The organism is Micromonospora sp. BQ32 (assembly GCF_059358895.1).
Window position 1 is genome coordinate 194,224 of sequence record NZ_JCADBI010000005.1, and the last position, 24,994, is coordinate 219,217.

At 71.2% G+C, this 24,994-nt stretch carries 27 protein-coding genes and 1 tRNA gene; 9 read left to right on the forward strand and 19 right to left on the reverse strand.

Translation table 11 applies throughout. The features are described from left to right. Nucleotides 1-79: 79 nt before the first annotated feature. The 4 genes from AC5L30_RS13020 to AC5L30_RS13035 all read left to right on the forward strand — a co-directional run bounded on the left by AC5L30_RS13020 (nucleotide 80) and on the right by AC5L30_RS13035 (nucleotide 4,158). The gene (locus tag AC5L30_RS13020; RefSeq protein ID WP_494867408.1) at nucleotides 80-568 is read left to right on the forward strand and encodes an MSMEG_6728 family protein; all 489 of its coding nucleotides are present in this window, start codon (nucleotides 80-82) and stop codon (nucleotides 566-568) included. A gap of 24 nt (nucleotides 569-592) precedes the next feature. Beyond that, nucleotides 593-2,146, forward strand: coding sequence for an FAD-dependent oxidoreductase (locus tag AC5L30_RS13025; RefSeq protein ID WP_494867410.1), 1,554 nt, complete (start codon nucleotides 593-595; stop codon nucleotides 2,144-2,146). A 67-nt stretch (nucleotides 2,147-2,213) separates the two neighbouring features. Continuing rightward, the gene (locus AC5L30_RS13030; protein WP_494867412.1) at nucleotides 2,214-3,422 is read left to right on the forward strand and encodes a hypothetical protein; all 1,209 of its coding nucleotides are present in this window, start codon (nucleotides 2,214-2,216) and stop codon (nucleotides 3,420-3,422) included. 292 nt (nucleotides 3,423-3,714) lie between these two features. Then, nucleotides 3,715-4,158, forward strand: a complete 444-nt coding sequence (locus AC5L30_RS13035; protein ID WP_494867413.1) for an HNH endonuclease — start codon at nucleotides 3,715-3,717, stop codon at nucleotides 4,156-4,158. Between the two features lie 70 nt (nucleotides 4,159-4,228). Here the strand turns inward: AC5L30_RS13035 and AC5L30_RS13040 are convergent, their stop codons facing one another. Together AC5L30_RS13040 and AC5L30_RS13045 are read right to left on the reverse strand one after the other, a co-directional pair. Beyond that, nucleotides 4,229-5,740: a serine/threonine-protein kinase gene (locus AC5L30_RS13040; protein WP_494867414.1), complete on the reverse strand. Its 1,512-nt coding sequence runs from the start codon at nucleotides 5,738-5,740 to the stop codon at nucleotides 4,229-4,231. Nucleotides 5,741-5,816: 76 nt separating this feature from the next. Next, nucleotides 5,817-6,584: an enoyl-CoA hydratase/isomerase family protein gene (locus tag AC5L30_RS13045; protein ID WP_494867416.1), complete on the reverse strand. Its 768-nt coding sequence runs from the start codon at nucleotides 6,582-6,584 to the stop codon at nucleotides 5,817-5,819. 238 nt (nucleotides 6,585-6,822) lie between these two features. Between AC5L30_RS13045 and AC5L30_RS13050 the strand changes: the two genes are divergently transcribed. Further along, a complete protein-coding gene (locus AC5L30_RS13050; protein ID WP_494867417.1) occupies nucleotides 6,823-7,371 on the forward strand; it encodes a hypothetical protein in 549 nt (182 codons plus the stop codon). Here the strand turns inward: AC5L30_RS13050 and AC5L30_RS13055 are convergent. The 7 genes from AC5L30_RS13055 to AC5L30_RS13085 form a co-directional block, all read right to left on the reverse strand. Next, nucleotides 7,359-8,003 carry a histidine phosphatase family protein gene (locus AC5L30_RS13055; protein WP_494867418.1) on the reverse strand — a complete coding sequence of 215 codons (645 nt, stop codon included), beginning with the start codon at nucleotides 8,001-8,003 and terminating at the stop codon, nucleotides 7,359-7,361. The two genes, AC5L30_RS13050 and AC5L30_RS13055, sit on opposite strands and share 13 nt — an antisense overlap. 67 nt (nucleotides 8,004-8,070) lie before the next feature. Beyond that, nucleotides 8,071-8,742 (reverse strand): DUF998 domain-containing protein, encoded by a 672-nt coding sequence (locus AC5L30_RS13060; protein ID WP_494867419.1) that lies wholly within the window; start codon nucleotides 8,740-8,742, stop codon nucleotides 8,071-8,073. Nucleotides 8,743-8,752: 10 nt separating this feature from the next. Further along, a complete protein-coding gene (locus AC5L30_RS13065; RefSeq protein WP_088952055.1) occupies nucleotides 8,753-9,172 on the reverse strand; it encodes a VOC family protein in 420 nt (139 codons plus the stop codon). A gap of 35 nt (nucleotides 9,173-9,207) precedes the next feature. Beyond that, nucleotides 9,208-9,609, reverse strand: coding sequence for a helix-turn-helix domain-containing protein (locus tag AC5L30_RS13070; RefSeq protein ID WP_494867421.1), 402 nt, complete (start codon nucleotides 9,607-9,609; stop codon nucleotides 9,208-9,210). Nucleotides 9,610-9,722: 113 nt separating this feature from the next. After that, the gene (locus AC5L30_RS13075; RefSeq protein WP_494867422.1) at nucleotides 9,723-10,769 is read right to left on the reverse strand and encodes a hypothetical protein; all 1,047 of its coding nucleotides are present in this window, start codon (nucleotides 10,767-10,769) and stop codon (nucleotides 9,723-9,725) included. Next, complete coding sequence (locus tag AC5L30_RS13080; RefSeq protein ID WP_494867423.1) at nucleotides 10,766-11,221, reverse strand: hypothetical protein; 456 nt, start codon at nucleotides 11,219-11,221, stop codon at nucleotides 10,766-10,768. Before AC5L30_RS13080 ends, AC5L30_RS13075 begins: the two co-directional genes overlap by 4 nt. A 660-nt stretch (nucleotides 11,222-11,881) precedes the next feature. After that, nucleotides 11,882-11,958, reverse strand: a tRNA-Thr gene (locus AC5L30_RS13085). A gap of 341 nt (nucleotides 11,959-12,299) precedes the next feature. Here AC5L30_RS13085 and AC5L30_RS13090 point away from each other — a divergent pair. Further along, entirely contained in the window at nucleotides 12,300-13,391 is a 1,092-nt protein-coding gene (locus AC5L30_RS13090) for an ABC transporter ATP-binding protein (protein WP_494867424.1), read from the forward strand. A 119-nt stretch (nucleotides 13,392-13,510) separates the two neighbouring features. Here AC5L30_RS13090 and rlmB read toward each other — a convergent pair whose 3' ends face one another. Beyond that, nucleotides 13,511-14,641 carry a 23S rRNA (guanosine(2251)-2'-O)-methyltransferase RlmB gene (gene rlmB, locus AC5L30_RS13095; protein WP_494867425.1) on the reverse strand — a complete coding sequence of 377 codons (1,131 nt, stop codon included), beginning with the start codon at nucleotides 14,639-14,641 and terminating at the stop codon, nucleotides 13,511-13,513. Further along, a complete protein-coding gene (gene cysS / locus AC5L30_RS13100; RefSeq protein WP_494867427.1) occupies nucleotides 14,641-16,056 on the reverse strand; it encodes a cysteine--tRNA ligase in 1,416 nt (471 codons plus the stop codon). Before cysS ends, rlmB begins: the two co-directional genes overlap by 1 nt. A gap of 294 nt (nucleotides 16,057-16,350) precedes the next feature. Here cysS and AC5L30_RS13105 point away from each other — a divergent pair, with 294 nt between their 5' ends. Next, on the forward strand, nucleotides 16,351-16,959 hold the full coding sequence (locus AC5L30_RS13105; protein WP_494867671.1) for an IclR family transcriptional regulator: 609 nt from the start codon (nucleotides 16,351-16,353) through the stop codon (nucleotides 16,957-16,959). Nucleotides 16,960-17,008: 49 nt separating this feature from the next. On the opposite strand, the gene AC5L30_RS13110 is transcribed toward AC5L30_RS13105, so the two are convergent. Beyond that, nucleotides 17,009-17,386: a hypothetical protein gene (locus AC5L30_RS13110; protein WP_494867428.1), complete on the reverse strand. Its 378-nt coding sequence runs from the start codon at nucleotides 17,384-17,386 to the stop codon at nucleotides 17,009-17,011. 262 nt (nucleotides 17,387-17,648) lie between these two features. Further along, nucleotides 17,649-17,897, reverse strand: coding sequence for a hypothetical protein (locus AC5L30_RS13115; RefSeq protein ID WP_494867430.1), 249 nt, complete (start codon nucleotides 17,895-17,897; stop codon nucleotides 17,649-17,651). A gap of 110 nt (nucleotides 17,898-18,007) precedes the next feature. Between AC5L30_RS13115 and AC5L30_RS13120 the strand changes: the two genes are divergently transcribed. Further along, nucleotides 18,008-18,616 (forward strand): endonuclease domain-containing protein, encoded by a 609-nt coding sequence (locus AC5L30_RS13120; RefSeq protein WP_494867432.1) that lies wholly within the window; start codon nucleotides 18,008-18,010, stop codon nucleotides 18,614-18,616. A 243-nt stretch (nucleotides 18,617-18,859) separates the two neighbouring features. On the opposite strand, the gene AC5L30_RS13125 is transcribed toward AC5L30_RS13120, so the two are convergent. The 3 genes from AC5L30_RS13125 to AC5L30_RS13135 all read right to left on the reverse strand — a co-directional run bounded on the left by AC5L30_RS13125 (nucleotide 18,860) and on the right by AC5L30_RS13135 (nucleotide 22,396). Continuing rightward, the gene (locus AC5L30_RS13125) at nucleotides 18,860-20,572 is read right to left on the reverse strand and encodes a S8 family serine peptidase (protein WP_494867434.1); all 1,713 of its coding nucleotides are present in this window, start codon (nucleotides 20,570-20,572) and stop codon (nucleotides 18,860-18,862) included. Nucleotides 20,573-20,628: 56 nt separating this feature from the next. After that, nucleotides 20,629-21,345: an HAD family hydrolase gene (locus AC5L30_RS13130; protein ID WP_494867436.1), complete on the reverse strand. Its 717-nt coding sequence runs from the start codon at nucleotides 21,343-21,345 to the stop codon at nucleotides 20,629-20,631. Between the two features lie 76 nt (nucleotides 21,346-21,421). Beyond that, on the reverse strand, nucleotides 21,422-22,396 hold the full coding sequence (locus AC5L30_RS13135; protein ID WP_494867437.1) for an EamA family transporter: 975 nt from the start codon (nucleotides 22,394-22,396) through the stop codon (nucleotides 21,422-21,424). A gap of 86 nt (nucleotides 22,397-22,482) precedes the next feature. On the opposite strand from AC5L30_RS13135, the gene AC5L30_RS13140 reads away from it, so the two are divergent. Then, nucleotides 22,483-23,028, forward strand: a complete 546-nt coding sequence (locus tag AC5L30_RS13140) for a CGNR zinc finger domain-containing protein (RefSeq protein WP_494867439.1) — start codon at nucleotides 22,483-22,485, stop codon at nucleotides 23,026-23,028. Here AC5L30_RS13140 and AC5L30_RS13145 read toward each other — a convergent pair. The 3 genes from AC5L30_RS13145 to AC5L30_RS13155 form a co-directional block, all read right to left on the reverse strand. Then, the gene (locus AC5L30_RS13145) at nucleotides 22,995-23,594 is read right to left on the reverse strand and encodes a GNAT family N-acetyltransferase (protein WP_494867441.1); all 600 of its coding nucleotides are present in this window, start codon (nucleotides 23,592-23,594) and stop codon (nucleotides 22,995-22,997) included. The genes AC5L30_RS13140 and AC5L30_RS13145 overlap by 34 nt on opposite strands. Before the next feature lie 129 nt (nucleotides 23,595-23,723). Continuing rightward, on the reverse strand, nucleotides 23,724-23,906 hold the full coding sequence (locus AC5L30_RS13150; protein WP_145789870.1) for a DUF397 domain-containing protein: 183 nt from the start codon (nucleotides 23,904-23,906) through the stop codon (nucleotides 23,724-23,726). Beyond that, the gene (locus AC5L30_RS13155) at nucleotides 23,897-24,709 is read right to left on the reverse strand and encodes a helix-turn-helix domain-containing protein (protein ID WP_494867443.1); all 813 of its coding nucleotides are present in this window, start codon (nucleotides 24,707-24,709) and stop codon (nucleotides 23,897-23,899) included. Before AC5L30_RS13155 ends, AC5L30_RS13150 begins: the two co-directional genes overlap by 10 nt. Nucleotides 24,710-24,994: the final 285 nt, after the last annotated feature.

Here is a 24,994-nt window from a genome sequence, read left to right on the forward strand (position 1 = left end):
GCACGGCCACGGTGGGCGACCCCGTCCGGATCATCCCGTGACCAGGTATGTCCGCTCCGGCGACGGGTAGAGCAGCGACATGCAGACGTTCCTCCCGTACCCGGGCTTTCTGGCCAGCGCCCGCACGCTGGACCAGAAGCGGCTGGGCAAACAGCGGGTGGAGGCCATCCAGGTGCTGCGCGGGCTCACCCGGCCCGGGTACGGCTGGCGCAACCACCCGGCCGTGAAGATGTGGGCCGGGTACGAGGAGGCGCTCGTCCGCTACGGGCTGGACATGTGCGCGGTCTGGACCGAACCGGGACGGGCCGACACCTGCGCCACCACGATGACCGTCGACCTCACCGCCGCCTGCGGGGCCGGCGTCGTACGGACCCAGGACGAGCTGGCCCGAGCCGGTGAGCTGCCACCGTGGTTGGGCCGCGACGACCTGCACCTGAGTCATCGCTCGTCGCTGCTGCGCAAGGACCCGGCGCACTACCGCCCACTGTTCGGCGACGACGTGCCGGAGGACCTGGAGTACGTCTGGCCGGCCTCCGACCGCCCTCGCCGCTGCTTGCCGGCCGACTGACCCGAGGTGGGGCAGACTGGCCCCATGGCGCTGTCGCAAGTGGTAGGTCGGCTGATCGGCGTACGGCAGCACCAGGTGGACCCGGGCGGCGGCGGTGCCGACCGGGTGCCGCGACGGACCACGGCGGTGGTGGTGGGTGGCGGCATCGCCGGCATGTCGGCGGCGGTGGTGTTGGCCGAACGGGGTGTGGCGGTCACGGTGCTGGAGGCGGCACCCACGCTCGGGGGTCGACTGGGCGCCTGGCCGGAGGCGCTCGCCGACGGCAGCCAGCAGAACGAGCACGGCTTCCACGCGTTCTTCCGGCAGTACTACAACTGGCGGTCCATCCTCTGCCGGATCGACCCCGAGCTGGGCTTCCTCAAACCCGTCCCGGGCTACCCGATTCTCAGCGAGCAGTGGCCGACCGAGGAGTTCGGCAGGTTGCCGCCGGCACCGCCGGCGAACCTGTTGGCGCTGCTGTTGCGCAGCCCCAGCCTGCGCCTGGCCGACCTGCGACTGATGGACCGGGACGCCGCGCTGCCGCTGCTCAGCTACGACCCGGTGCGCACCTACGCCGACCTCGACGACACCACCGCCGACGAGTTGCTGGCGTCGCTGCGGCTGCCGGACCGGGCGCGGGCGATGCTGTTCGAGGTCTTTTCGCACTCGTTCTTCAACCACGAGGCGGAGATGTCGGCCGCCGAGATGGTCGCCCAGTTCCACTTCTATCTGCTCGGCAACCCGGAAGGGCTGGCCTTCGACTGCCCCGACGAGGACTACGCCACGGCGATCTGGGAGCCGCTGACCCGGCACGTGGAGAGGCACGGCGGCCGGGTCCGGACCAGCTGCGCCGCCACCGGGGTGCACCGCGACGCCGAGGGCTGGCGGGTGACGACCACCGACGGCGGTAACCATCCGGCGGGTCACGTGGTGCTCGCCGTCGACCCGCCGGCGCTCGCCGCGCTGGTCGCGGCCTCGCCGGAGCTGGCCGAGCAGGCACCCGAGCTGGCGGCACGGATGCCGGCCTTCGGCACCCCCGGCCCGCCGTACGCGGTGGCCCGGTACTGGTGTGACGGGGACGTGGCCGCCGAGCGGGCGGTGTTCAGCGGCGTGTCCCGGCAGCCCACTCTGGACTCGGTGACGCTCTACCACCGGCTGGAGAACGAGCCGCGGAGCTGGGCGCGGCAGACCGGCGGGTCGGTCATCGAGCTGCACGCGTACGCCTGCGAACCCGGCGTGCCGGCCGAGGAGCTGGCCGAGCGGATGCGCCGCGAGCTGGTCGCGCTCTGGCCGGAGGCCGCCGACCTGCGGGTCCGCGAGCTGCGAGCCCGGGTGGAGGCGCAGGCGCCGGCGTTCACGCCGGGCAGCCACGCCTGGCGACCGGGGGTACGCACCGACGCGAACGGCGTCTACCTGGCCGGCGACGGCATCGCCACGGGCTTCCCGAGCGCGCTGATGGAACGCTCGGCCGCCACCGGGATCATCGCCGCGAACCACATCCTGCGCACGGAGGGTGCCGCAGCCGAGCCGGTGCGCTCGATCCGACCGCGTGGACTGCTGGCCGGTCGCGCCAGGCCAAATCGACAAAACATGACATAAGCCACGGTACGCTGCCGTACGCTCGAATGATCAACCGTCGATCGGCCGGGCGGGAGGGCAGCGGGAGATGTCACCACTGCACCGCGCCGGCGCGGAGAACGATTCGTCGATCGACGAGATCGGCCGCGACGACGCGTACCCGCTGATCCGCGACGAGCGCGCCTGCATCGTCACCGCGCTCCGGCTGGGTTGGTGGATGGCGGACGCCTACCACCACGGGCAGCACGCGGAGCCCCGCGCCTTCGTCGAGGCCCGCCCGGCCGTACCGCCGGCCAAACTCTCCAACCTCACCGAGATGTCCGTCCACCGGCGGATGCGGATGTACCTCGACGGGGTGGACGTCGCCCTCGCCCAGATCGCCGACCTCACCCGGCACACCGGGCCGGTGCCCGACACGTCGGCCGCCCGAGCCCTGCTGCCCGACCTGGGTCAGCCCGACCCCGCCGACCCGGTGCCACTGCTGCTGGCCCTCGACGAGCTCAACGTGGAGGTGCTGCGCTGGGCGATGGCCGCCAACCACCGGGTCGGGCTGGCCTACCGGCTGGGCCGATCAGTGGCCGATACCGTCCGAGCCGGCGACGTCGCACAGTTGCTGCGGCAGTTCGGCGGCCGGCAGGTTCAAATCAGCCGGTGGTTGGACGAGTTGGCCAGCGTGCTGCCGCCGTACTCGGCCGCAGTGGTGCGCCGGTCGATGGCCGCCTGGGCGAGCGCGGTCGACCGGGCCGGCCACGGGGCCCCGAACGAGCCGACGCCCGCCGCACTGAGCCGCGCGCTGCGCGGCCAGGGTGACCTTTGGCGCGACGTGCTCACCGGCGGCCTGCACCCCCGCGACCTGCTCGACGAGGAGGACTACGCGGTGATCGCCAGGAACCTGATCATCCGGGACCGGCGGCTGGTGGCGCAGGCGGCCCGGGGCATCTTCTGGCCGGTGCTCGTACCCCTGCTGTTGGTGCTCTTCGCGGTCGTCGGGGTGAGTGCCGCCGCGGCCGCCGGCTCACCGACCACCCGGGCCACCGTCGCCCTGGTGGGCCTCGGCGCCGGGCTGGCCGCCATCTGGCGGACGGTCTCCGGGCCCGCGCTGGCGGTCGCCGGTGAGGTCAACCGGCCCCTGCTGGACAGCGAACTCACCGCGCGGATGGCGCTGCGGCTGAACCGGCCGCTGACCACCGCCCAGGTCGCGGCGACAGCAACTCCCCGCACCCGCCGCCAGCGGCGTCCTGGGGAGGCCGGCCGATCGAAATACGTTGCCCGTGCGTCCCACGTCGACCTACCGTGAGCGCGCAAGGTCAACCACCAGCGCGGGAGCAGCTCATGACGATGTCGCACGTCACCACCGTGCCGTCGACGCTGCCCGCTGACGGTTACCGAGCGGAAGGTCCCCGGGCGGGCCGGCCCGACTGACGCGTACCCGTACGCGCTGAGCCGCCCCGTCCGACAGCCGGACCGGGCGGCTTCTTGCTGTCCGTTCCTCGTCGCCCTGTTCGTCATCGCCCTGTTCGTCATCGCCCTGTTCGTCATCGCCCTGTTCGTCGTCGCCTTGTTCGTCATCGCCACGGAGGGAGATCCCGGTGGACGCCGTCCTCGTCATCAACGCCGACCTCGGCCCGCTGCACCGGGTCACCGTCCAACACGCCGTCCGCATGCTCTGCCGTCGGGTGGCCGAGATCCACGAGGCAGAGCCGGACCGGGTGATCGGGGTCTTTCCGATGCCCCGGGTGGTGCGGCTGGTCCGGTTCGTGGTCACCCGGTGGAGGTTCAACTCCGGGCCGGCCTGGTCGCGTGCCGGTGTGCTGCGCCGCGACGGCCGGTGCTGCGCGTACTGCGGTGGGCCGGCCTCCACCATCGACCACATCCTGCCCCGCTCGCGCGGCGGCCGGAACACCTGGCGGAACACCACCGCCGCCTGCTACGCCTGCAACCAGCGCAAGGGCGACCGGACGCCAGCGGAGGCGGGCATGCCGCTGCGCCGGGAGCCGGTGAACCCGGGCTGGGGGGCGCTGGCCGGGCGGTGACAGACCGGCCGGCGGGAACGGGGGGCCGCGTCCGGGGTACGTCCCGGGCGCGGCACCCGCCGGCCCCCGATCAGGCGGCGCGTTCCTTGACCTTCGGCTTCAGCTGGCCATTGGGGCACTGCACCCGGATCTCGCTGCGGTACTGCGCAGAGGTCAGCTCGACCACGATCTGCATCGCCGGCCCCGGGTCGTACGCCTCGACCCGGAAGTCGGGCGCGAGCGCCACCTCCAGCACCTCGACCGACTTCCCCACGCAGCGAACGGTGACCGTTCCGCCGCGCGCGTCCACGGGTACGCCGGCACCAGGGGTGGGAGTCGGCGAGGCCGGGGTCGGGGTCGGGCCTGCGGTGGTGGGCGTCGGGCCCGGGGGCACTGTCCCGCCCGGGCCGGTCGCGGGGCCGGTCCGGGTCGCGGGCGTGGTGTTCCTGGTCGGCGGTACGGCGGACGGTCCGCTGTCGAGCGCGCCGGTCGGCTCCTCGATGCGGGGCATCCCCACCGTGGTGGTGCCCGGGCCGCTGCCGGTCGGCGCGGCGCTCTGTCCCTGGCGGCGATTGCTGAAGTCGCCGAGCGAGCCGGCCAACGCCACCGCGGCGATCACGGCTCCGCCGACCGTCAGAATCGCCCGCCCCCGACGCCACGGCCTACGCCTCACCGACGCCGCCATATCGCTGATCGACTCGGCACTGGTCGGCTCGGCGCTGGTCGCGGCACTGGTCGGCTCGGCGGCCTCCGCCGCCGGTTCGGCGGCAACGGCAGCGGCCCCGGGGGCGGCTCCGCTGGCAGCGGCTAGCAGGATGCGGGCCGCGTCGGCGGCCGGCGGCCGGTCGGCGGGGTCGGCGGCCAGGCACCAGCGGTAGAGCCGGTGCACCTCGGTCGGTACGCCGTCGATCGGGGGCAGCGGGTCCGGCTCGACGTGCGAATGCGCGCGGAGCATCCCGGTCTGTGCCTCGGCGGGCCAGGGCAGCCGACCGGTGAGCACCCGGTGCAGCAGCAGGCCGAGGGCGTACACGTCGCTGGCCGGCAGCACCTCGCCGGCCAGCAACCGCTCCGGCGCCAGGTACGCCGGCGTGCCCAGCAACCGCCCCTCAAAGTCAATCTCCGGTGCGCCGGCGGCTGCCGCGATGCCGAAGTCGAGCACCTTCGCGCCGGTCGGCGTGAGCATCACGTTGCCCGGCTTGATGTCGCGGTGCACCAACCCCTGATCGTGCGCGGCGGCGAGCGCCGAGGCCACCTCGGCGCACACCCGCAAACCGGCGCGCGGCGGCAACGGGCCGACCACCAACCGGTGTTCGAGGGTGTGCCCGCCGAGCAACTCCATCACCACGAACGGGACCTGGGCACCGTCCAGCGCCGACTCGCCGTAGTCGTAGACGCTTGTGACGTGCGGATGCGACAGCCGGGCCGCGGCCTTGGCTTCGCCCCGGATCCGCTGTCGAGCGTTGGTGTCCGAGGCGACCAGCACCTTCACCGCCACGTCCCGTTCGAGCACCTCGTCGTACGCCCGGTGCACCGCCGACATGCCACCACTGCCGAGGCGCTCCAGGAGCCGGTAGCGGCCCGCAAGCAACTGATCACGCTGCACGACGGACAGCCTGCCGTACCGGCCTGGGAACCGGGTACCCGGGATCGAGGTGTTGCGATGAGTGGGAGCGACGCGGTCAGTCGCCGGTCTGGGGCTGCCAGGCGAAGCGGGGCGGTCGGCGTTCGGTGATCGCCGCAACCCCCTCCCGGGCCTCGCCGGTGGTCACCACCTTCCGGTGCCACCAGGCGATCCGCGCGGGCTCGGCCCGATCGTCGATGATCTCCTTCGCGGCGGCGATGCTCAGCGGTGATCGTTGGGCGATCGTCGCGGTCAGCTCGTCCAGCCGCGCGGCGAGCCGGTCGGCCGGCAACACCTCGTCGACCAGGCCGATCCGCAGAGCGCGCTCGGCGTCGATCAGCTCGGCGGTGAACAGCAGATGCTTGGCGGCGGACGGGCCGACCAGCCGGGCCAGCCGGCGCGTCGTCGACGCCGGATAGACCAGCCCGAGCCGGGCCGGCGGTACGCCGAAGCGGGCGCCATCCGCGGCGATCCGCAGGTCGCAGGCGACCGCGAGCTGAGCCCCGCCACCGACGCAGGCGCCCCGGATGGCCGCGACGGTCGGCTTGGCGAATCGGGCCAGCCGTTCCTCGGCGGCCACCGCGATGCTGGTGTCACCGGCGTCCAGCAGTTCGGCCAGGTCACCGAGGTCGGCACCCGCGCAGAAGGCGTCGCCCGCGCCGGTGAGCACCAACGTCCGTACGGCGGGGTTGGGCTCCAGCCGGTCGAGCAGTTCGGGCAGCTGACGCCACATGGCCGCGGTCATCGCGTTGCGCCGGGCCGGGTTGCTGATAACCACGGTGGCGACCGACCCGGTCACCTTGACGGTCAACTCCGCGTCCGACACATCCGCTCCTTCCCGCGCCACCTGGAGCGACGCCGCCAATCTGGCCGCCGACGTCGCACGCCGGTGCGGCGACCATAGCGAAGACGATCGGTCGGGCCCGGCGCAGGCGCACCGCTGAAGCAATCGTGGACAGTTTCCGTCAGCGCGAAACGGAAACTGTCCACGATTGCCAGAACGGCTCGGACCGCTTCCGGTCGGACGCGGGGAACCAACGGTTGGGGTCGCGCGTCCGACGGAGATGAGACCCGCATCGACGACCGTCGTCACGGTCGTGCTCCTGGCCGCGCTCCTGACCGGTTGCACAAGCGTCGACCGAGCCCCCACCACCCCGCCCCAGCCCTCGGCCAGCACCGTTACCGGCCCGGCCGCCCCGGCCACCGGCACCTCGCAGCCGACCACCGCCCCCACCGTCAGCGCCGGGGCCAGCGGTGTGGCCCCCCGAGTGATGGTGCGAATCTCCGGTGGCTTCGCCGGGCGAGGGGACTCCATCGTCGTTGAACCGGATGGCCAGTGGACCGTGACGGACCGGGCCGGCAGCCGGCGCAACGGCCGGCTCACCCCTGCCGATCAGGGCATCCTGGCGGGGCTGGCCGCCGACCCCCGGCTCGCCACCGAGGCGCGGCAGCCGACCACCGCGACCAACTGCTCGGACGCGATGCACTACCGCCTCACCGTGGCCAGCACCGACACCGGGTACGCCGACTGCCCGGCCGACGGGACGCCGCCGCCGGCCACCCAGGCGGTGGTCAAGCTACTCCTGCGGGCCACCGAGTCCTACGTCAGATAGTCCGGGGGCAGGCCGGTGCCCCGCAGCTCCGGCGGTAGGTGGGCCACATCGTTGACGGCGACCAGACTCGGCGGGCCGGCCGCGCTGTACCGGATGACGGTCAGCCCCGCGTTGTGCGAGTTCAAGCCCAACCACCGCCACTCCGGCGCGTCGAGGGCATGCCGCACCAGCCAGGCGATCAGGAAGCTGTGCGTCACGACCAGCTCGCGGACCGGCTCCCCGCCGACGGGCCCCTCGCCGACCGGGCCGGCGAACCGCCGCACCGCGTCCGCCGTCACTCGCGGCCCGTCGACCCGCTCGGCCGCCGAGAACTGCGCCAGGAATTCGGCGTACGCGGGCGGAAGGCCAGCCGGATCCGTGTCGTGTGGGAGGTGGTCACCGGCCAGCTCCGTCTCGTACACCGGAACGTCGGGCAGCGACTTGGCGATCAGCTCGGCGGTCTGCGCGGCCCGGCGCAGCGGCCCGTGATGGACGGCGGCGAACCGACGGGCCCGCAGGCGCTCGCCCAGCAGGGTGGCCTGCTGCCGGCCGCGCTCCGACAGGCCGGTATCCGGTTCGCCGGCATCAGCCCGACTCAGCTCGGACAGATCCTGCTCGGCGTGTCGGGTCAGGTACAGCAACCGGGTCACCATGGCCCCCACCTCAACACACCGGGAGGCGCGGGTTCGACCCGCACCTCCCGGTCCTGCGGCCGTCGGTTCAGTCGGCCCGACCGGACGCCGCCCGCGCGAAGGTGACCGACACCCACAGCCAGCCGGCCGTCACCGCCAGGCCGAACGCCACCATCACAGCCGGTGCCGGCCGGACGATCAGCGTCACCCAGGCCACCGCGAAGAACATCCCGGTCACCAGGCTGTACGCGGCTCGACCGCGCGCACCCTGCCGGGCGGCCCGACGGGCGGCCACCACCGTCGCCACGATCAGCGACACGAAGGCCACCGCCGCCACCAGGAAGTGCAGGCCCCCGTGCCAACTGATCTCGCCGGCACCCCGAGGCGTACCGGCCGGGAAACCATCGGCCGGGTCGGCGCTGAAGATCGCCGCCCCGACCAGGCCCAGGCCGTACAGCGCGAGCAGTCGGGGTAGCCAGACCGATCCGCCGCCTTCGCTGGTACGGCGGCGCAGCGCCTGGGCGGCCAGCGCGCAGAGGACTCCGGTGACCAGGAACGTGACGATCTGGATCCAGCCCAGCTCGCCGGTGCTCAACACGCTGACCGGGTGGCGACGGAAGTCGAAGCCGTCCCGGGTCGCCGCCTGCACGATCGCCGAGCCGGCGAAGATCGGGCCGGCGAGCACCCCGCCGGTCAACAGCAGGCGGTCCCGACCGATGGCGGTCGGTCGTACCACGGGGAATGCCGCAGCCTGGCTCATCACCCGCCCCCTACGCCCGGGGGAACATCTGGCCGATGCGGATCCGGTTGCCGAACGGGTCCCGGATGCCGAAGTCGATCCCGTACGGGCGCTCGGTCGGCTCGTCGGTGATCTCGACGCCCTTCGCCACCAGATCCTCGTGCGTCTTGCGGGCGTCATCGGTGGTCATGAAGAGGTAACCCCCGAGGGCACCCTTGGTGAGCAGCTCCCGGACCTGCTCGGCGGTGGCCGGGTCCAGCGCGGGCGGGCCCGGCTTCTCCAACAGGATCTCCCGCTCCGGGTCGCCGGGCAGGTTCACCGTCAGCCACCGCATGAAGCCGAGGTCCTGGTCGGTGTTGACCTCCATGCCGAGCTTGTTGACGTAGAAGTCAAGCGCGGCGTCCTGGTCGAGGACGTAGATCTGGGAGCGGCTGATCGCGTTCATCGTCATGCCCATGACGCTAGAGGTAGACCGTGACCTGCGGCTTATCCAAAACTGCTGGGTCGGGTCCACGCTTTGGTGAAGCACGACGGCACGTTGGCCGGCGCGACGCGCCGACGCCGGAAATCCGAGGGCGACTCGCCGACGATCTGCCGGAACGTCCGACTGAAGGTGCCCAGGCTGCCGAAGCCGACGGCGTAGCAGATGTCCGTCACGTCCCGGTCGGTCTCCACCAGCAACGCCATCGCCCGCTCCACCCGGCGGCGTTGCAGGTAGCGGTGCGGGGTCTCACCGAAGGTGGCCCGGAAGGTACGGATGAAGTGCGCCTCGGAGACGTGCGCGATCCGGGCCAACACGGGAATGTCCAGCGGCTCGGCGTACGCCCGGTCCATCGCGTCCCGGGCGCGCAGCATCGCCCGGTTCGACTCCTCCACGGCCCGACTCATCTGCACCCGTCCCGCTCGCGCGCTGCTCCGGCCCCAGGTTACCGCCGGGCGCTCCGTCGTCCCGTCGGGTGGCGCGCCGCTCCACTCGGGGCATCCGCGGGCAAGACACCGCCTTACAGGGTCTTGAGGGCCTCGAAGTCGCCCCGCATCCGATTCCGGATTTGCACGAGGTTGGCGACCACCATCTCGACAACCTCCTTGAATATCATCGTCTGCTTGTACACCAGATCGTAGGTTCCAACGATCACGTCCCACACGGTGCTGACGATCTCCCACAGGGTCGACAGGAACGTCTTCCAGTCGGTCGTGGTCGTGAACACCTTCATGGCCTTCTTCAACTTCTTCGAGTAGAAGTTCAACGCGAACAGCAGGGTATGAATCAGGTACTCGTATTCGGCGGCTGCCAACTCGTACAACTGCTGCGTGGTGTCACACACCTGCGCCACCGCTTCCAGGGCCGGCTTCCACCGTTTCCGGATGTGGTAGTCGAAGGCTGCCGAGGCACCACCGGTGTCCGGCAGATCGCTGGTCCAGTGCGTCGACAGCACGTCCATGCCGCGGTCGATGTCCTCAGCGACCGCGAGGAAGGCGTGCTCCATCTCACCCCACGCCGCACCGACGCGGCGGATTGCTCCCGAGTCACCAAGGGTCATCGGGGTCAGCTTCTCCATCAGGTCAAAGCCGGTCAGCTGCGCCACCCATCCGGTGACGGGGCCGATCAGTTGGTCGATCGCGTCCTTGACCTGGCCCACCTGCGATGTGAAGGGCGGCGGAGAGAGCGCCACGTCGGCACCCTGGGAGAAGACACCGGGTGCGCTTACGTCGCGCTCGCGATGGCCGGACGGCATCGACCAGGCTCGGCCCGTAGTCCACAACTGCTCCGCCGAGGAGACGTCCGCCGCGTCATACGCCTTTGCCGCGCCACGCAGGCCATGTGCGGCCAACCACATGCCCCGCTTGGCGGCGTCACAGCAATCGAGCATGGAACTCGCCATCTGTTCCATGCTCCACTGCATCGGGTGAAGCGTGCCGTCCAACCCGTCGAAGTCGAGGCAGTGCTGCCGGCAGTACTGCTCGATCGAGACGAGCGCGTCGTCTTTGTTCGCTTCAAGCTGCCCCGCGTAGCCAACCAGGTAGCGGCTGTCGACCTTCAGCGTCATCCCTGGCCCCTCTCCGACGCCCGGTCCAGACCCACACCAGCCGCGGCCTCATCCAGCGAGGCACCCCGCTCCAGCAGGCGGCATGCCCGACGCGTCATCTCCATCCGGCCGTCCAGCCAGACATGCACGGCCTTGGCGTCGGCGTCGTCCACCCGCCCGGCCAGGACGTCGAGCCAATCCAACTCTCCCCGATTAACCCGGTCACGAACTGCCGCGTACTGAGCGGGAGCACCCTCCGGCACACTCTCGCTCTCGTCGTCCGGCCCGCTCGCCTCAAGCGCGTCCACCTCTGCCTGCACACGGTGCCGCCAATTCACGGACTGCTGGCGCATCTCCGCAATCAGGTCCAGCGATCTTTGGCGCGTGCCCGTCAACTCCTCGGAAAAATCCCCCATCTTCGCATGATGGCAGCCCTGCACAGAACGGGAGGACCCGTCGATGGTTACCGGCACTATGTCGGACTGCTTGACCAGGCAGTTTGCAGAATGCGCTGTCACCGATAGGACAGCCAGTCACCGAATACGTTCACCCAGCAGCGCTATGCATGGTCCGCTTCGGCTGCTCTGTTATTCGCGGTAATAGAAGTCCGCGGCCTCACCAGCGCGTACCGGCGCGGACCCAGCCCTGGTCGTCGGTTGGTGATCGTGAACGGCGACAGGCGGATGCCGATCGAGACGATGCTCGGTGCGCCCACGGGGAGGAACGACGTGACATCCGTCCTTGCCGTTGGGTCGAAACGGCCGGTGCAGGCATGCGGGTCGACGCGGTCCACCGAGACGCACTGCGTATCGGTGGGCGGCCCCGTGCGACCGCTGCGATGCCGCGACCAGCCCGCCGCGGACGTCGGGCGTCGGAGACGGCACGGCGGTTGTGGCCTGGACCGGTTGCTCGACGCGCGTGGGCTCCGCCGCCGGAGTGCTTCCGGCAGCAAAGAGCAGACCTCCGGTCAGTCCCCGCACGAGCAAGGCACTGCTTTGTTTCGTGGTGGTTCCCGGTGGGCCGCCGGCTGCTAGCGGGACGAAGGCACGATAGCGACTCGGTCGACGCCGGGGTGCCCCTCGGGGCGGACCGGCAAAGGCACAGCGTTGCCGGTCGGAAAGGTCTGATGGAATTGGAGCCCCCGGCCGGGATCGAACCGGCGACATCTCGCTTACAAGGCGAGTGCTCTGGCCAGCTGAGCTACAGGGGCGTGTGCGTCGAGGTCAGCATAGCGACTGACGTCCGGTTATCCCGATCGCGATGCCTCCCGACCATGGGAATCGTCAACTACCCGACGCACGCTCGCTTGACGTGGTGTCGATTGATGTCTGACCGTGCCCGAGTGACCGGAATGCGTAGCCCGCCTGGTGGGCTCGGCGGCCCCCCGCCTTGGCAGCACGGGTAAACGCGTTTACGGTTCACTGACACGGACGACAACCCGGGCGCCCCCGCGACCGGCCCACCGTCCGCTGACCGGCACGGACACGTGCCGGTTGCTCCTTCACTCGGATCGTCCGGCACGTTCCTGCCGGTGAAAGGAAGCGCTTCACCATGGCTACTGTCACCTATTCCAAGGCGTCCCGGGTCTACCCGGGCCAAGAGCGTCCCGCCGTCAACGAGCTGGACCTCGAGATCGGCGACGGGGAGTTCCTCGTCCTGGTCGGCCCCTCCGGTTGCGGTAAGTCCACCAGCCTGCGGATGCTCGCCGGCCTGGAGGACGTGGACGCCGGTTCGATCTACATCGACCAGCGTGACGTCACCCACCTTCCCCCGAAGGCCCGCGACATCGCGATGGTCTTCCAGAACTACGCCCTCTACCCGCACATGACGGTGTACGAGAACATGGCGTTCGCCCTGAAGCTGCGCAAGACCTCCAAGTCGGAGATCGACCGGCGGGTCAAGGAGGCGGCCGGGCTGCTCCAGTTGGAGGAGTACCTCAGCCGTAAGCCGAAGGCGCTCTCCGGTGGTCAGCGTCAGCGTGTCGCGATGGGCCGGGCGATCGTCCGCGAGCCGCAGGTCTTCCTCATGGACGAGCCGCTGTCGAACCTCGACGCCAAGCTCCGTGTGCAGACCCGTACCCAGATCGCGTCGCTCCAGGCCAAGCTGGGCGTCACCACGGTCTACGTCACGCACGACCAGGTCGAGGCCATGACCATGGGTCACCGGGTCGCGGTGCTGCTCGACGGTGTCCTGCAGCAGGTGGACACCCCGCGGGCGCTCTACGACACCCCGGCCAACGTGTTCGTCGCCGGCTTCATGGGCTCTCCCGCCATGAACATCAAGACCGTCCCGCTGAACGAGCGGGGCGCCGAGTTCGCCGAGCTGCAGATCCCGCTGACCCGGGAGCAGGTCGAGGCGGCTCGCGCCGAGGGTGGCGACGGCAAGGTCACCGTGGGCTTCCGCCCGGAGGACTGCGAGCTGGTCAGCCCGACCGAGGGCGGCATGCCGGTCGTGGTCGAGCTGGTCGAGGACCTCGGCTCGGACGCCAACGTCTACGGCCACGCCGCGCTGGGTGGCAACTCGGAGCGCTTCGTCGTCCGCACCGACCGGCGCAACATGCCGAACATGGGTGACACCGTGTTCGTCCGGCCGGTTGCCGGTCGCAGCCACGTCTTCCACGCCGCCACCGGTGGCCGGATCTGACGTAACGCCGTACCGAAAGGGGCGGTCCGCTTCGGCGGGCCGCCCCTTCGTCGTCGTACCTGAATGAGCACGAAGGCCCCCTCCCGCGCTGGGCGGAGGGAGCCTTCGTGGACGTGCGGCTACAGCTCGACGGAGCGCCGGCGGGCGACCTCGGCCAGGGCGACCGCCGCCGCCACGCTGGCGTTGAGCGACTCGACCTCGGAGATCATCGGGATGCTGACGGTCAGGTCGCAGGTCTCCCCGACCAGGCGGGAAAGACCGCGCCCCTCGGAACCGACCACGACCACCAACGGACCGACCGCGGCCTCCAGGTTGTAGAGGTCGGTGTCACCGTCGGCATCCAGGCCGACGACCATGAAGCCGGCGTCGCGGCACGCCTTCAGCGACCGGGTCAGGTTGGTCACCTGCGCCACGGGCACCCGCGCGGCCGCACCGGCACTGGTCCGCCAGGCGGTCGCGGTGATCCCGGCGGCACGACGCTCGGGTACGAAGACACCCTGCGCGCCGAACGCGGCAGCCGAACGGATCACGGCGCCCAGGTTGCGCGGGTCGGTGACCCCGTCCAGCGCGACCAGCAGCGGAGCCTGCTGCTCCAGGGCAGCGGCGACCATGTCCTCGAACGGCTGGTACGCGAAGGGCGGCACCTGCAAGCCGACGCCCTGGTGCAGCACCCCGCCGGTCATCCGGTCCAACTCGGCGCGGCTGATCTCCAGGTTGGCGATGCCCCGGTCGGCGGCGGTCCGGATGATCTCGTTGATCCGGTCGTCCATGTCGATGCCCTGGGCGGTGTAGAGCGCCGTCGCCGGCACGTTGGCGCGCAACGCCTCCAGCACCGGGTTACGCCCGACCAGCAACTCCGGGGTGTCCTTGGACGGGTTGGACTTGCGCCCCGGCGTGACCCGGGGGCCGGACCGCCCGGTGGGCTTGCCGCCCCGCCCGCCGGTGGCACCGCGACCGACCGGTACGCCCCGACCGCCGCCCCGGCCCCAGGTGGTGTCCTTGCTACCGGGCTGACCGATCTTGGGGGCACGCCCCTCCTCGGCCGCCGCGCGGCGCTCCTTGTCCTGCTTCCAGGCGGTGCGCTGGGGCAGCTTCTCCGTGCCCGAGTAGCCCTTGTGCCACGGCCGCTCGTCCGCGGGCAGGGTGCGACCCCGCCCGGCCAACGAGTCCTTGTTCTTGCCGCCGGTGCCCTTGGGGGCGCCTGCCTTCGACGTCAGTCGCCGGCCACGGCGCTGCGAGTTGCCGGCCATCAGTCCTGCTCTCCAATAGTCCAACGGGGGCCCTGGGGGGTGTCCTCGACCACCACGCCGGCCAGCTTGAGCTGGTCACGAACGGCGTCCGCGGCGGCCCAGTCCTTGCGGCCCCGCGCCTGCGCGCGCTGCTCCAGGGCCAGCGCGATCAGGGAGTCCACCACGGCACGAAGATCGTCCGATCGGCCGCCACCGGTCCAGGCCGGGTCGAGGGGGTCGATCCCGAGAATATCCAGCATTGCCCGCACCACGGCCAGCGTGGTGCGGACGGTCACATCGTCGCCGACGCTCAGCGCGGTGTTGCCGTCCCGAATGTGCTGTTGCAGCACGGCCAGCGCGGCGGACGTGTTGAGGTCGTCGTTCATCGCCGCGACGAAGCCGGCGGGCAGCTCACCGAACTGCCCGGCACCGACCCGCTCGACGGCCCGCTGCACGAAACCCTCGATCCGCCGGTACGCGGTGGCGGCGTCGCGCAGCGAATCCTCCGAGTAGTCGATCACGGAGCGGTAATGCGCGGCGGCGTAGTAGTAGCGCAGCTCCACCGGCCGCACCCCGAGCGAGTCCACGTACGCCAGGCCCAACGCGTTGCCGGCGGACTTGCCCATCTTGGCCCCGCCGATGCTCAGCAGGCCGTGGTGCACCCAGTAGCGGGCGAACGGCAACCCGGCCGCCTGGGACTGGGCGATCTCGTTCTCGTGGTGCGGGAACGTCAGATCCAGGCCACCGCCGTGAATGTCGAACTCCGGGCCGAGATAACGCCAGCACATCGCCGAGCACTCGATGTGCCAGCCCGGACGGCCCAGCCCCCACGGCGACGGCCAGTAGGCGTCCGCCGGCTCATCCGGTTTGGCACCCTTCCACAGCGCGAAGTCGCGCGGGTCCCGCTTGCCCCGGTCCGGGGCGTCCCCGGCGGACTGCATGGCGTCCGGGGACTGACCCGACAGCGACCCGTACGCCGGCCAGGACGCCACCTCGAAGTAGACGTCGCCAGAGCCGTCACTCGCCGGGTACGCGTGCCCGTCGGCGATCAACTTCGTGATCAGCTCATGCATCTCGGGAATGTGCCCGGTGGCGCGCGGCTCATAGGTGGGCGCCAGCACGTTCAACGACCGGTACGACTCGGCGAGCAGCAACTCGTTGGCGTACGCGATCGACCAGAACGGTCGACCCTGCTCGCCCGCCTTGACCAGGATCTTGTCGTCGATGTCGGTCAGATTGCGGATGAAGGTGACCTCGTAGCCGGCGGCCAACAGCCAGCGACGCAGGACGTCATAGTTGACGCCGGAGCGAAGATGACCGATGTGCGGCGGGGCCTGAAGGGTGAGACCACACAGGTAGACCCCCACCTTGCCGGCTTCCCGCGGGACGAAGTCCCGCACCGATCGGGTGGCGGTGTCATACAGGCGTAGCGTCACCGTACAAGGGTAGCTGTCCGTGCCTGTCCGGGTCCGCCGGTGCCGGGTCGTACGCTGCCAGGCGTGGATGCGACCGCACGCTCCGGTGGCTCCGGTGACCCGCCAGCCAACCCCACCGCCCCCGCCGACCCGGCCTCCGGGCCTGGCGGCTCGGCCTACGGGCGGGCCTCCGGACCGGGCGACGCGGCCTTCGGGCCGGCCTCGGGGCCGGGCGACGCGGCCTACGGGCGGGCCGGGGCTGGTACGGGGCGGGCCGACGCGGTTGCCGGGCGGGGCGGGGAGACGTCGCAGACGCTGGACCGAGGGTTGCGGCTGCTGCACCTGGTCGCCGACGCCGCTGGCGGTCTGACCGTCACCGAGGCCGCGAATCGGCTCGGCATCGGCCGGGCCGCCGTCTACCGGCTGGTCAGTGCGCTGACCGGGCACGGCATGCTGCGTCGAGACGGAGACGGTCGGCTGCGCCTCGGAGCTGGACTGCTGCACCTGGCCCGACGCGCCCAGCCGCTGCTCGCCGAGGGTGCGCTGCCCGCGCTACGCCGTCTCGCCGAGCAGGCCGGCGCGACCGCGCATCTGACCGTCGTCGAAGGTGGCGAGGGCGTCGCCCTGGCCGTGGTCGAGCCGAGCTGGACGTCGTTCCACGTCGCGTACCGGGCCGGGGCACGGCATCCACTGGACCGTGGAGCGGCGGGCCGGGCGATCCTGGCCGGTCGGGCCGGGGTGGCAGAGCCGGTGAGTAGCAGCGGGGAGTTGCAGGCCGGGGCGTACGGGGTGGCCGCACCGGTGCTCGGCGTACCCGGGCTGGAGGCCAGCGTCGGCGTGGTCGCGCTCGCCCCGCTGGACGTCGACACGATCGGCCCCCAGGTGCTGGCCGCCGCCCGAGCCATCACCACCGCCCTCAGCTGACCCCGCCCCCTCACCTCACCGCCCCCCGCCCAGGCGACCCCGCGCCACCTCACACCGCGCGCCACCTCATCGCCGCGCGCCCGCGCCCCTGCGGCTTGATCAACTCGGGTTCACGGAAGTCGCGGTATCCCGAGGCCGGTGACCGCCCGACTTTCAGGAACGCGAGTGGATCAAAGCCGGCCGGCGGGTCGATTGCCTGATTGATCGGCCACTCCGGCCCGTGCCATAGCACGATCGGCCGGCGGATTCGTGGTTGTCCACAGGCCCGGCGGTACGCGCGGGCCGGGTTGTCCACAGGGGTTTCGGTGGCCCGTCGGTGGTCGGCAGGCTGCTCGGCATGCCCCCACGTCCGCATCGCCCCGATGCCCTGGCCTGGCAGGTCTTCCGCGGCTCCGACGCTGTCCGGGACGGCCTGCTCACCGAACATCAGCTGCGCAACTCCGCCTGGGTGCGGTTGCGCCACGACATCTACGCCGATGCCCGGCTGGACCGGGACCATTCCCTCGCGTGTCGCGCCGCCCTCCTCCGGTTACCGCCCGGAGTGGTGGTCGGCGGCCCATCGGCCGCCTACCTGCACGGCGTCCGACACGCGGCGAGCTTCACCGACGATGTGCACGTCCTCGTGCCCCGACCGTTGCGGATCGGCCCACAGCGCGGCCTCCGCGTGCACGTCAACGCCATCACCCCGCTCATGGCGAGCGAGACCCCTGAGCCGGGCGCGCCAACCACCCGACGACCGGCAGACACGCGACGACCATCAAACGCAGGCCAACCACCAGACGCAGGCCGCCGATCAGCCATGGGCCGGCCATCGGACGCAGGCCAACCACCAGACGCAGGCCGCCGATCAGCCATGGGCCAAGCACCGGACGCAGGCCGACCACCAGACGCGGGCCGACCACCGGACGCAGGGCGACCGGCGAACGCTGGACGTCCACGTAATGCAGCGCGACCTACGGGAGCAGGGCGTCCACCTGCCGGCGGAATGTCACCACGCCCAGCACGGCAGCTGTCCCGCGCGGCCGCCATGTCCGTCGGAGCAGGGGGCATGGTGGCGGTCAGCCGGGGCGATGGCTGGGCGGCGGCCGACCCGCCCAGGTCCGGGCAGCGGGATCTCCCGATCCCCCGGTCCGACCCCGGGCGGGCCGCCTGGGAAACGGCTGTCTGGCTCGACCCGATCCGGGCAGTCGCCATCGTCGACTCGATGCTCGGGCAGGGGCTGGCCGAACGCGACACCCTGACAGCCATGGCTGCCCGCAATGCTGACCGACCCGGTGGGCGACGAGCGCGGTGGGTCTTCGACCTGGCCGACGGCGGAGCTGAGTCTCCGCCGGAGTCACACCTACGCGTGCGGTTGGTGCTGGGTGGGCTGCCGCGCCCAGCGGTTCAACATCCGGTACGCCTGCCGACCGGCATTGTGCTTCACCCCGATCTGGCCTGGCCGCAATATCGGGTGGCGGTGGAGTACGACGGGAAGTGGCACTCCGATGTAGAGCAGCTGCACCGCGATCGCCGTCGGCTGAATCAGCTGGTCGCCGCGGGTTGGCTGGTCCTGCACGTGACCAGCCGACGGCTGCACGGCGAGTTCCCGGCGATGCTTCGAGAGGTACGCGACGCGCTGGTCAGCCGCGGTTGGCGACGGGGATCGTCCACATGACCATGATCATCTCGGGTTCCTGGAAACCGCGCCATCCTTCAGCCACCAACCCCGCGCCTTCAAGGAAACTGAGTTGATCATGATCAACGCTAAGCGACGGCCGGTGACGACGGGCCCGGACGATGACAACGGGCCCGGACGATGACGGACAACAGGCCCGGACGACCCAGGGCCCGGTCGACGAGCGTCGACCGGGCCCTGGGGGACGGTGGCGGTTGGGCCACCTCCGCAGTGCGATGTGCGCTACGGGCGGGCGTTCGGCTTGAGCGGGGTCTTCACCGCCGCGTAGGCGTCGACGATCCCGTAGCCGTAGAAGCCGTTGAAGTTGACCCCACCGGCGCAGTACGCGTCGTAGGTCTCGTCTCGGCCCTCGTTGCGGTACTGCTGGAGGCGCGGCTCCGGGCAGGCGTGCTCGGCGGCCGTGCGGTAGAGGTGCTGCTCGACCTGGTCCGGCGACATCCCGAAGCCGGTCCGACCCTGCGCCTTACCGTGCCGGCTGACGATCAGCGCGGCGACGCCGGCGGCGTGCGGGGACGCCATCGAGGTGCCCTGGAGGTACGTGTAGTAGCCGCACTCACCGTTGGCCTTGCACTGCTTGAAGACCTCGTTGGCGATCCGAGGGTCGATGTTGCCGTCGGCGTCCACCCGTGGGTCCGGGATGGTCGCCGAGATCGGCTCCTCTTGCAGCACCTTCAGGGGGTACGTGGAGAGGATCATGTTGGCCGGCGTCCGGTGGGTGTCGGTGCCGAAGCCGTCCCGGAACCAACCACCCGGCGCGGCGACCGAGATCTGCTCGGTGCCGTAGTTGGAGAAGTCCGACTTCTTGCCGGACGGGCCGACCGACGACACTCCGATCACGTGCGGGCCCTCGGTGGGCAGGTCCCAGCAGCTCTCGTTGTCGATCGGTCGGTCGTACGGGTCGGCGCCGTAGTCGGGGCTCGTGACGTCGGTACGCGGGGCGCCCAGGTCCTCGTTGTTGTTGCCGAGCGCACCGACGAGGGTCACGCCCTTGTTGTGCGCGAAGATCAGCGCCCGCTTCATCGCCTTGATGATGGCCCGCTGCTCGGCCTGGTCCTCCGGCGAGTCGGCCGGGTTGGCGGTGCAGTTGTAGAGCCACGGGTCGACGTAGAACGACATGTTGACCACGTCGATCCCGGACCGTCCGGCGTAGACCAGGGCGTTGACCACCGGGTCGAGGAAGAAGTAGCCGGAGTCCTGGCCGCCCTTGAGCTCGACCAGCGAGACGTTCGGGGCGACGCCGGAGAGGCCGAAGCCGTTGGCCGCAGCGCCGATGGTGCCGGCCACGTGGGTGCCGTGCCCGCCGTCGTCGGTGCCGACCGGGTCGAGGCAGCTCGCCACCTCGCAGGGGCCGTCCACGTCGGTCAGGTCGGGCGCGAAGTTGCGCGACAGCGACCAGTTGAAGTTCGGCGCGATGTCCGGGTTGCTGGCGTCGACACCGGTGTCCAGTACGCCGACGGTCACCCGACGGTCGCCCGGCTCGATCTTGCGCGCCTTGTCGGCCTGGATCATCTCCAGGCCCCACAGCTTGTCGTCGAGCGGATCGAGCTTGGCGCCCTTCTTGGCAGCACCGGCAGCACGGGCACCGGCAGCGGAGAGCAGGTGCTCCTGCTCGACCCGGTCCAGCTTCGGCTTGCGGCCGATGGCCTTCTGCTCGGCGGCGCCGATCAGCGTCGGCGCGGCGGTCGCCCTGGCCGCGAAGTCGGCCCGGTCGCTGCTGACCTGGAACATGCCGACCTCGTCGGACCGGGACACCACAGTGCCGCCAGCTGCTCGGATCGCGGCGGCGGCCGTGTCGGCGGCGACGCCGTCCTCGGCGACGACAGTGAAGGTGCGGGAGTTGCTCGGCGCGGCGTTGGCCGGCACACCCAACCCCGTAGCCGTAAGTGCCAGCACTGCCGCGGTCGCGACCGTGCGGGCGGTGAAGCGCTTGCTCACCACATGGGATCCTCTCGTTGAGGGACGTGGCAGCCATCACACAGCAACGATCCGGATTACGCCAGTTGAGCGCCCGTTATGGCCGTGAATCCCGCCAGTTCGAGATTCGCCAGCGCGGCCGGCAGTTCGGCCAAGCTGGCAACCTCGGCGTCGGGCGGGCAGCCAGGGGGGCGGGGCAGGCCGAGCCGGTTCAGCCACACCGATCGCAGGCCGGCCCGCCGGGGCGCCACCACGTCGTGCTCCCATGAGTCGCCGACGTACACGATCTGCCCGGCTGGCACCCCAGCCGCCGCGACCACCGCCGCATAGAACTCGGCGGCCGGTTTCTTGGGCAGGCCATTCTCGTGCGCGTACAGCTCGAAGGCGAACTCGCCGGCGAGCCCGCACCGTTCGGCGCGGCTGTTGCCGTTGGTGGCGAAGCCCAGCGTGTACCGGTCGCGCAGCGTGGCCAGCGTCGGTGGTACGTCCGGAAACGGTCGGGTGAGGGCGAAGCGCTGGGCGAAGAAGAGGTCGGCGATCTCGTCCAGGTGGTGGACCAGCGCGGCGCGGGCCAGCGACCGGGCCAGTGCGGCGCGCCGGATCTCCGCCACCGGGGCGGCGCTCAGCTCGCCGAAGACCGCCCTCCAGTCCGACTCCAGCTCGGCGAGCGTCACCCCGGCCGCCGCCGATGTGCGTCGCCGCATCTCGTCGAGGACGGCCACCAGCCCACCCGTGACCGCTGGGCGCAGGTCCAGCAGCGTCTCGTCAGCGTCGAACACCACAGTGGTCAGCACGACGCCCACTCTCTCACGCCCGCGAAACACACCGCCCGTCGAAGTCACCGCCCGTCGAACTCACCGACCGCAAACCTCACCGGCGGTCAAGTGCCAGCTCGGGCTCGGGCGTGACCGGCGCGGGCGTCGAGGGCGTCGAGGGCGACCCTCGCAGTTCGTCGAGGCGTACCAGGGCGACGCCGGCGACGATCAGCGCACCGCCGAACAACTGCCAACCGGTTGGCAGCTCGTTCAGGAAGAGCCAGGCGATCAGTACCGCGAAGAGGACCTCGGTCAGCCCGACGAACGACGACAGGCGCGGGCCGAGGATGCGGGTGCCGGCGATACCGGCGAGGTACGCGATGACGGCGGCCACCAGCGACAGCCCGGCGATGGGCACCAACCAGCTGGTGGGCTGCCCGGCGAAGGTGACCTCGCCGAAGGTCGCGTGCAGCGGCAGCAGGCCGGTCAGCCCGATGAGGAGCAGCACGGCGGCGCCGACGGCCATTCCGCCGCTGGCCATGGCGACCGAGGGCAGCCGGGGGTCGACCCGGCCGGCGAGCACGAAGTATCCGGCCAGGCCGAACGCCGCGCCCAGCCCCCAGAGCACACCCACCGGGTGGAAGTCGGCGGTGCCGGCGAGGTCGAGCACGAACGCCAGCCCGGCCAGCGCGGCCACCGACCCGGCGACGGTGAGCCGGCGGGGCGGTTGCCCGTGCCGCAGCCACATCCAGACCACGACGAGGATGATGCCCAGGTATTCCAGCAGCAACGCGACACCGACCGGCAGGTAGCGCACGGCGTTGAAGAAGCACACCTGGGCCAGCGCCACGCCGAGGAGCCCGAACAGCCCGATTGCGGTGGCGTTGCTCCGCAGCACGTCCCATTTGCCCCGCAGCGACAGCAGGGCGGGGATCGCCAGCACCAGGGCGGCCACGCCGACGCGGGCGATCACCGCGGCCTCGGCTGACCAACCGGCCTCAATGAGCGATCGTGCGAAGGTTCCAGAGGTGGCGAAGGTGACTGCGGAGAGCAGCGCCAACCCGACGCCGGCAGCAGGTCGTGAGTGCATGTCGCGCTCCTCGGGATGGGCACCGTGTCATGAGCAAACTATCCTTGTGGTGATGACGCTAGGCGGAAGCCATGACAGGAGTCAAGTTGCTGTTCGCTCATGACACCGAGTGTTCGCTGATCGCCGCCGCGGCGCTGGTCAACACCGCAGGTCGGGACGGTGAGTTGCTGCCCGACGTCGCGGCGCTGGACGCGTTCTTCGTCCGCTACTCCTACAGCGGCCGGCACGAGCACACCGACGCCGAGCTGCACGCCGTCCGGGAGCTGCGGCCTCAACTACGCCGCATCTGGTACGCCGAGCCACCCGAGATCGTCGCGGTGGTCAACGGCCTGCTGCTGGAACACAAGGCGCTGCCCCAGCTCATCGAGCACGACGACGAGCCGTACCACCTGCACGCCGTGCCCCGCGACGCGCCGCTGGCCACCCGGATCGCGGTGGAGGCCGCCATGGCGATGGCCGACCTGGTCCGTACCGGGGAGCTGAGCCGGCTGCGGATCTGCGAATACCCGGACTGCGACAACGTGGTCGTCGACCTGTCCCGAAACCGGTCCCGGCGGTTCTGCGAGGCCGGCTGCGGCAACCGCGCCGCGGTGACCGCCTACCGCGCCCGCCGGGCCGCCGGCCGCTCCTGACCGACGGCCGCCCACTCCTCGGCCCGCACCTCGTACTCCACCTCGCCCTGCTCGGTGCCCGGAATCGGGTCGTCCCACTGGAGGTGGAAGGTCCGCACGTAGTGCAGGCCGGCCTTCACCATCACCCGCCGGGAGCGTTCGTTGACCGTCATCGTCTCGGCCCAGACCCGACGCACCCCGACGGTCTCGAAGGCGTACCGGACCAGCGCCCGCGACCCCTCGGTGGCCAGCCCCCGCCCCCACGTCGAGCGGCGCAGCCGGTAGCCCAACTCGGCCTCGGTGCCGTCCTCCGACGGATCGAGCGCGAACCAGCCCAGGAACTCGCCGGACTCCCGGTCGTGCGCCGCCCACCGACCCAGCCCGGGATGCCTGTCGTACTGGGCCAGCAACCTCGGCAACTGCTCGTCGCGCACGGTGGCCAGCGGGGTCGCGACACCACCGGTGAGGAAGCGCATCACCTCGGGATCGCTGTCCAGCTCGACCAGCGCGCCCACGTCGGCCATGGTCAGCCGCCGCAACCGCAGCCGCCCGGTCCCCGCCGGCACACCCACGCCATCGTCACCCACAGCCCGGATCATCCGTCCCGCCCCACGACCCCGTCGACCTCTTTACCGGGCCGACCGCCCGCAAGATCCGCGCAACTTCGGCGAACTTGCGCGGGAAACCCGACCGCCGTCGCGGGCGAGGCGGTCGCGTCAGCGCGGGGGCGCGCCCACGAAGAGCCGCCAGGAGTACGCGTCGACAACGAGCACGGGCCCGTCCGAGTCCTTGCTGTCTCGCACCCCGACCACGTCCCCGAGATTCGTCGCCACCTCGACGCAGTTGGCGTCCTGGTTGCTGCGGCTGCTCTTGCGCCATCGAGCACCGGTCAACTCCACGACTCGGCCACCTCGTTCATCAACTCGATCGACGCCTGCGGGGGCAGGGATTCGCCCAGGGTAGCCTCCCAGACCCGCTGCAACCGCAACAGATCCTTCGGCTGGTCCAGCTCCTGGCCGCGGACCTGACAGTCCAGGTAGGCCACCTCCGTGCCGTCGGGCAGGACGGCGAGCGCGAACTGCCCACCGAGCCCCGGATACTCCTCGGCCGATCGCGGCACCACGTGCAACCGAACCCGGGGGTGCCCGGTGGCGATGCCCACCAGGTGCAGCGTCTGGTCGCGCATCACCTTCCGCCCGCCCACCCGTCGCCGCAGCACGGCCTCGTCCAGCACCGCCACGATTTGCGGCGCACGCTCGCTGCGCAGCACGTCCTGGCGCTCCATCCGGGCGGTCAGTCGCCGGTCGACCTCTTCGGGGGCGAGTAGGCCGCCCGCCTCGAAGACCGCCCGGGCGTAGTCCTCCGTCTGGAACAGCCCGGGCACGTAGCGGGGCTCATACCACCGGAGTGTGCGCGCCTGTTCGAAGATCGCCTGCCAGCCGCGTAGCCAGGGCTGCGCCCGGTCCAGGCTGACCAGTTCGGTGGACATCCGGCCGAAGAGGCCGCCGGTGTCCAGGGCGCGGTCGACGAGTTCCAGGTACTTGGCGGTGGGCACCTGCTGCCCCAGCTCGACGGCGCTGACCATCGACGCCGAGTAGTTCACCGCCTTGGCCAGCTCCTCCTGACTCCAGCCGCGCCGGACCCGCGCCCGGCGCAGCTCCGCGATCAGGAACGCCGCCGCCGTCATCTGTCCATCGGCCATGCCGTGCCCGCCCTCCACCCCGCCGACGATCATCTCCAGCCGGCCGCCAGCGGCGGTGCCACCCGAAACAGGGCGACTATGACGACGCGGCCAAACCCTTCCGACCGTAGTCGCCTGATCACCAGACTGTGAAGTGCGGCGCCGCTCCCCGTCCCCCGGGACCTGCCGACGCCGCACGGGACCGCCCGCTCCCCCGTGCCGGGCGGTCCCACCTCCCAGACAGCCAAGACCTCGCGACCACGCCCACCACCCAGACCCACCGCGCAAGATCGCGCTCGATCCTGG

Coding starts and splice junctions, on each gene's coding strand:
- AC5L30_RS13020 (WP_494867408.1), top strand. CDS start 80: ATGCAGACGTTCCTCCCGTACCCGGGCTTTCTGGCCAGCGCCCGCACG.
- AC5L30_RS13025 (WP_494867410.1), top strand. CDS start 593: ATGGCGCTGTCGCAAGTGGTAGGTCGGCTGATCGGCGTACGGCAGCAC.
- AC5L30_RS13030 (WP_494867412.1), top strand. CDS start 2,214: ATGTCACCACTGCACCGCGCCGGCGCGGAGAACGATTCGTCGATCGAC.
- AC5L30_RS13050 (WP_494867417.1), top strand. CDS start 6,823: ATGAGACCCGCATCGACGACCGTCGTCACGGTCGTGCTCCTGGCCGCG.
- AC5L30_RS13055 (WP_494867418.1), bottom strand. CDS start 8,003: ATGGTGACCCGGTTGCTGTACCTGACCCGACACGCCGAGCAGGATCTG.
- AC5L30_RS13060 (WP_494867419.1), bottom strand. CDS start 8,742: ATGAGCCAGGCTGCGGCATTCCCCGTGGTACGACCGACCGCCATCGGT.
- AC5L30_RS13065 (WP_088952055.1), bottom strand. CDS start 9,172: ATGACGATGAACGCGATCAGCCGCTCCCAGATCTACGTCCTCGACCAG.
- AC5L30_RS13070 (WP_494867421.1), bottom strand. CDS start 9,609: ATGAGTCGGGCCGTGGAGGAGTCGAACCGGGCGATGCTGCGCGCCCGG.
- AC5L30_RS13075 (WP_494867422.1), bottom strand. CDS start 10,769: ATGACGCTGAAGGTCGACAGCCGCTACCTGGTTGGCTACGCGGGGCAG.
- AC5L30_RS13090 (WP_494867424.1), top strand. CDS start 12,300: ATGGCTACTGTCACCTATTCCAAGGCGTCCCGGGTCTACCCGGGCCAA.
- rlmB (WP_494867425.1), bottom strand. CDS start 14,641: ATGGCCGGCAACTCGCAGCGCCGTGGCCGGCGACTGACGTCGAAGGCA.
- AC5L30_RS13110 (WP_494867428.1), bottom strand. CDS start 17,386: ATGTTCGGTGAGCAGGCCGTCCCGGACAGCGTCGGAGCCGCGGAAGAC.
- AC5L30_RS13120 (WP_494867432.1), top strand. CDS start 18,008: ATGGTGGCGGTCAGCCGGGGCGATGGCTGGGCGGCGGCCGACCCGCCC.
- AC5L30_RS13135 (WP_494867437.1), bottom strand. CDS start 22,396: ATGCACTCACGACCTGCTGCCGGCGTCGGGTTGGCGCTGCTCTCCGCA.
- AC5L30_RS13155 (WP_494867443.1), bottom strand. CDS start 24,709: ATGGCCGATGGACAGATGACGGCGGCGGCGTTCCTGATCGCGGAGCTG.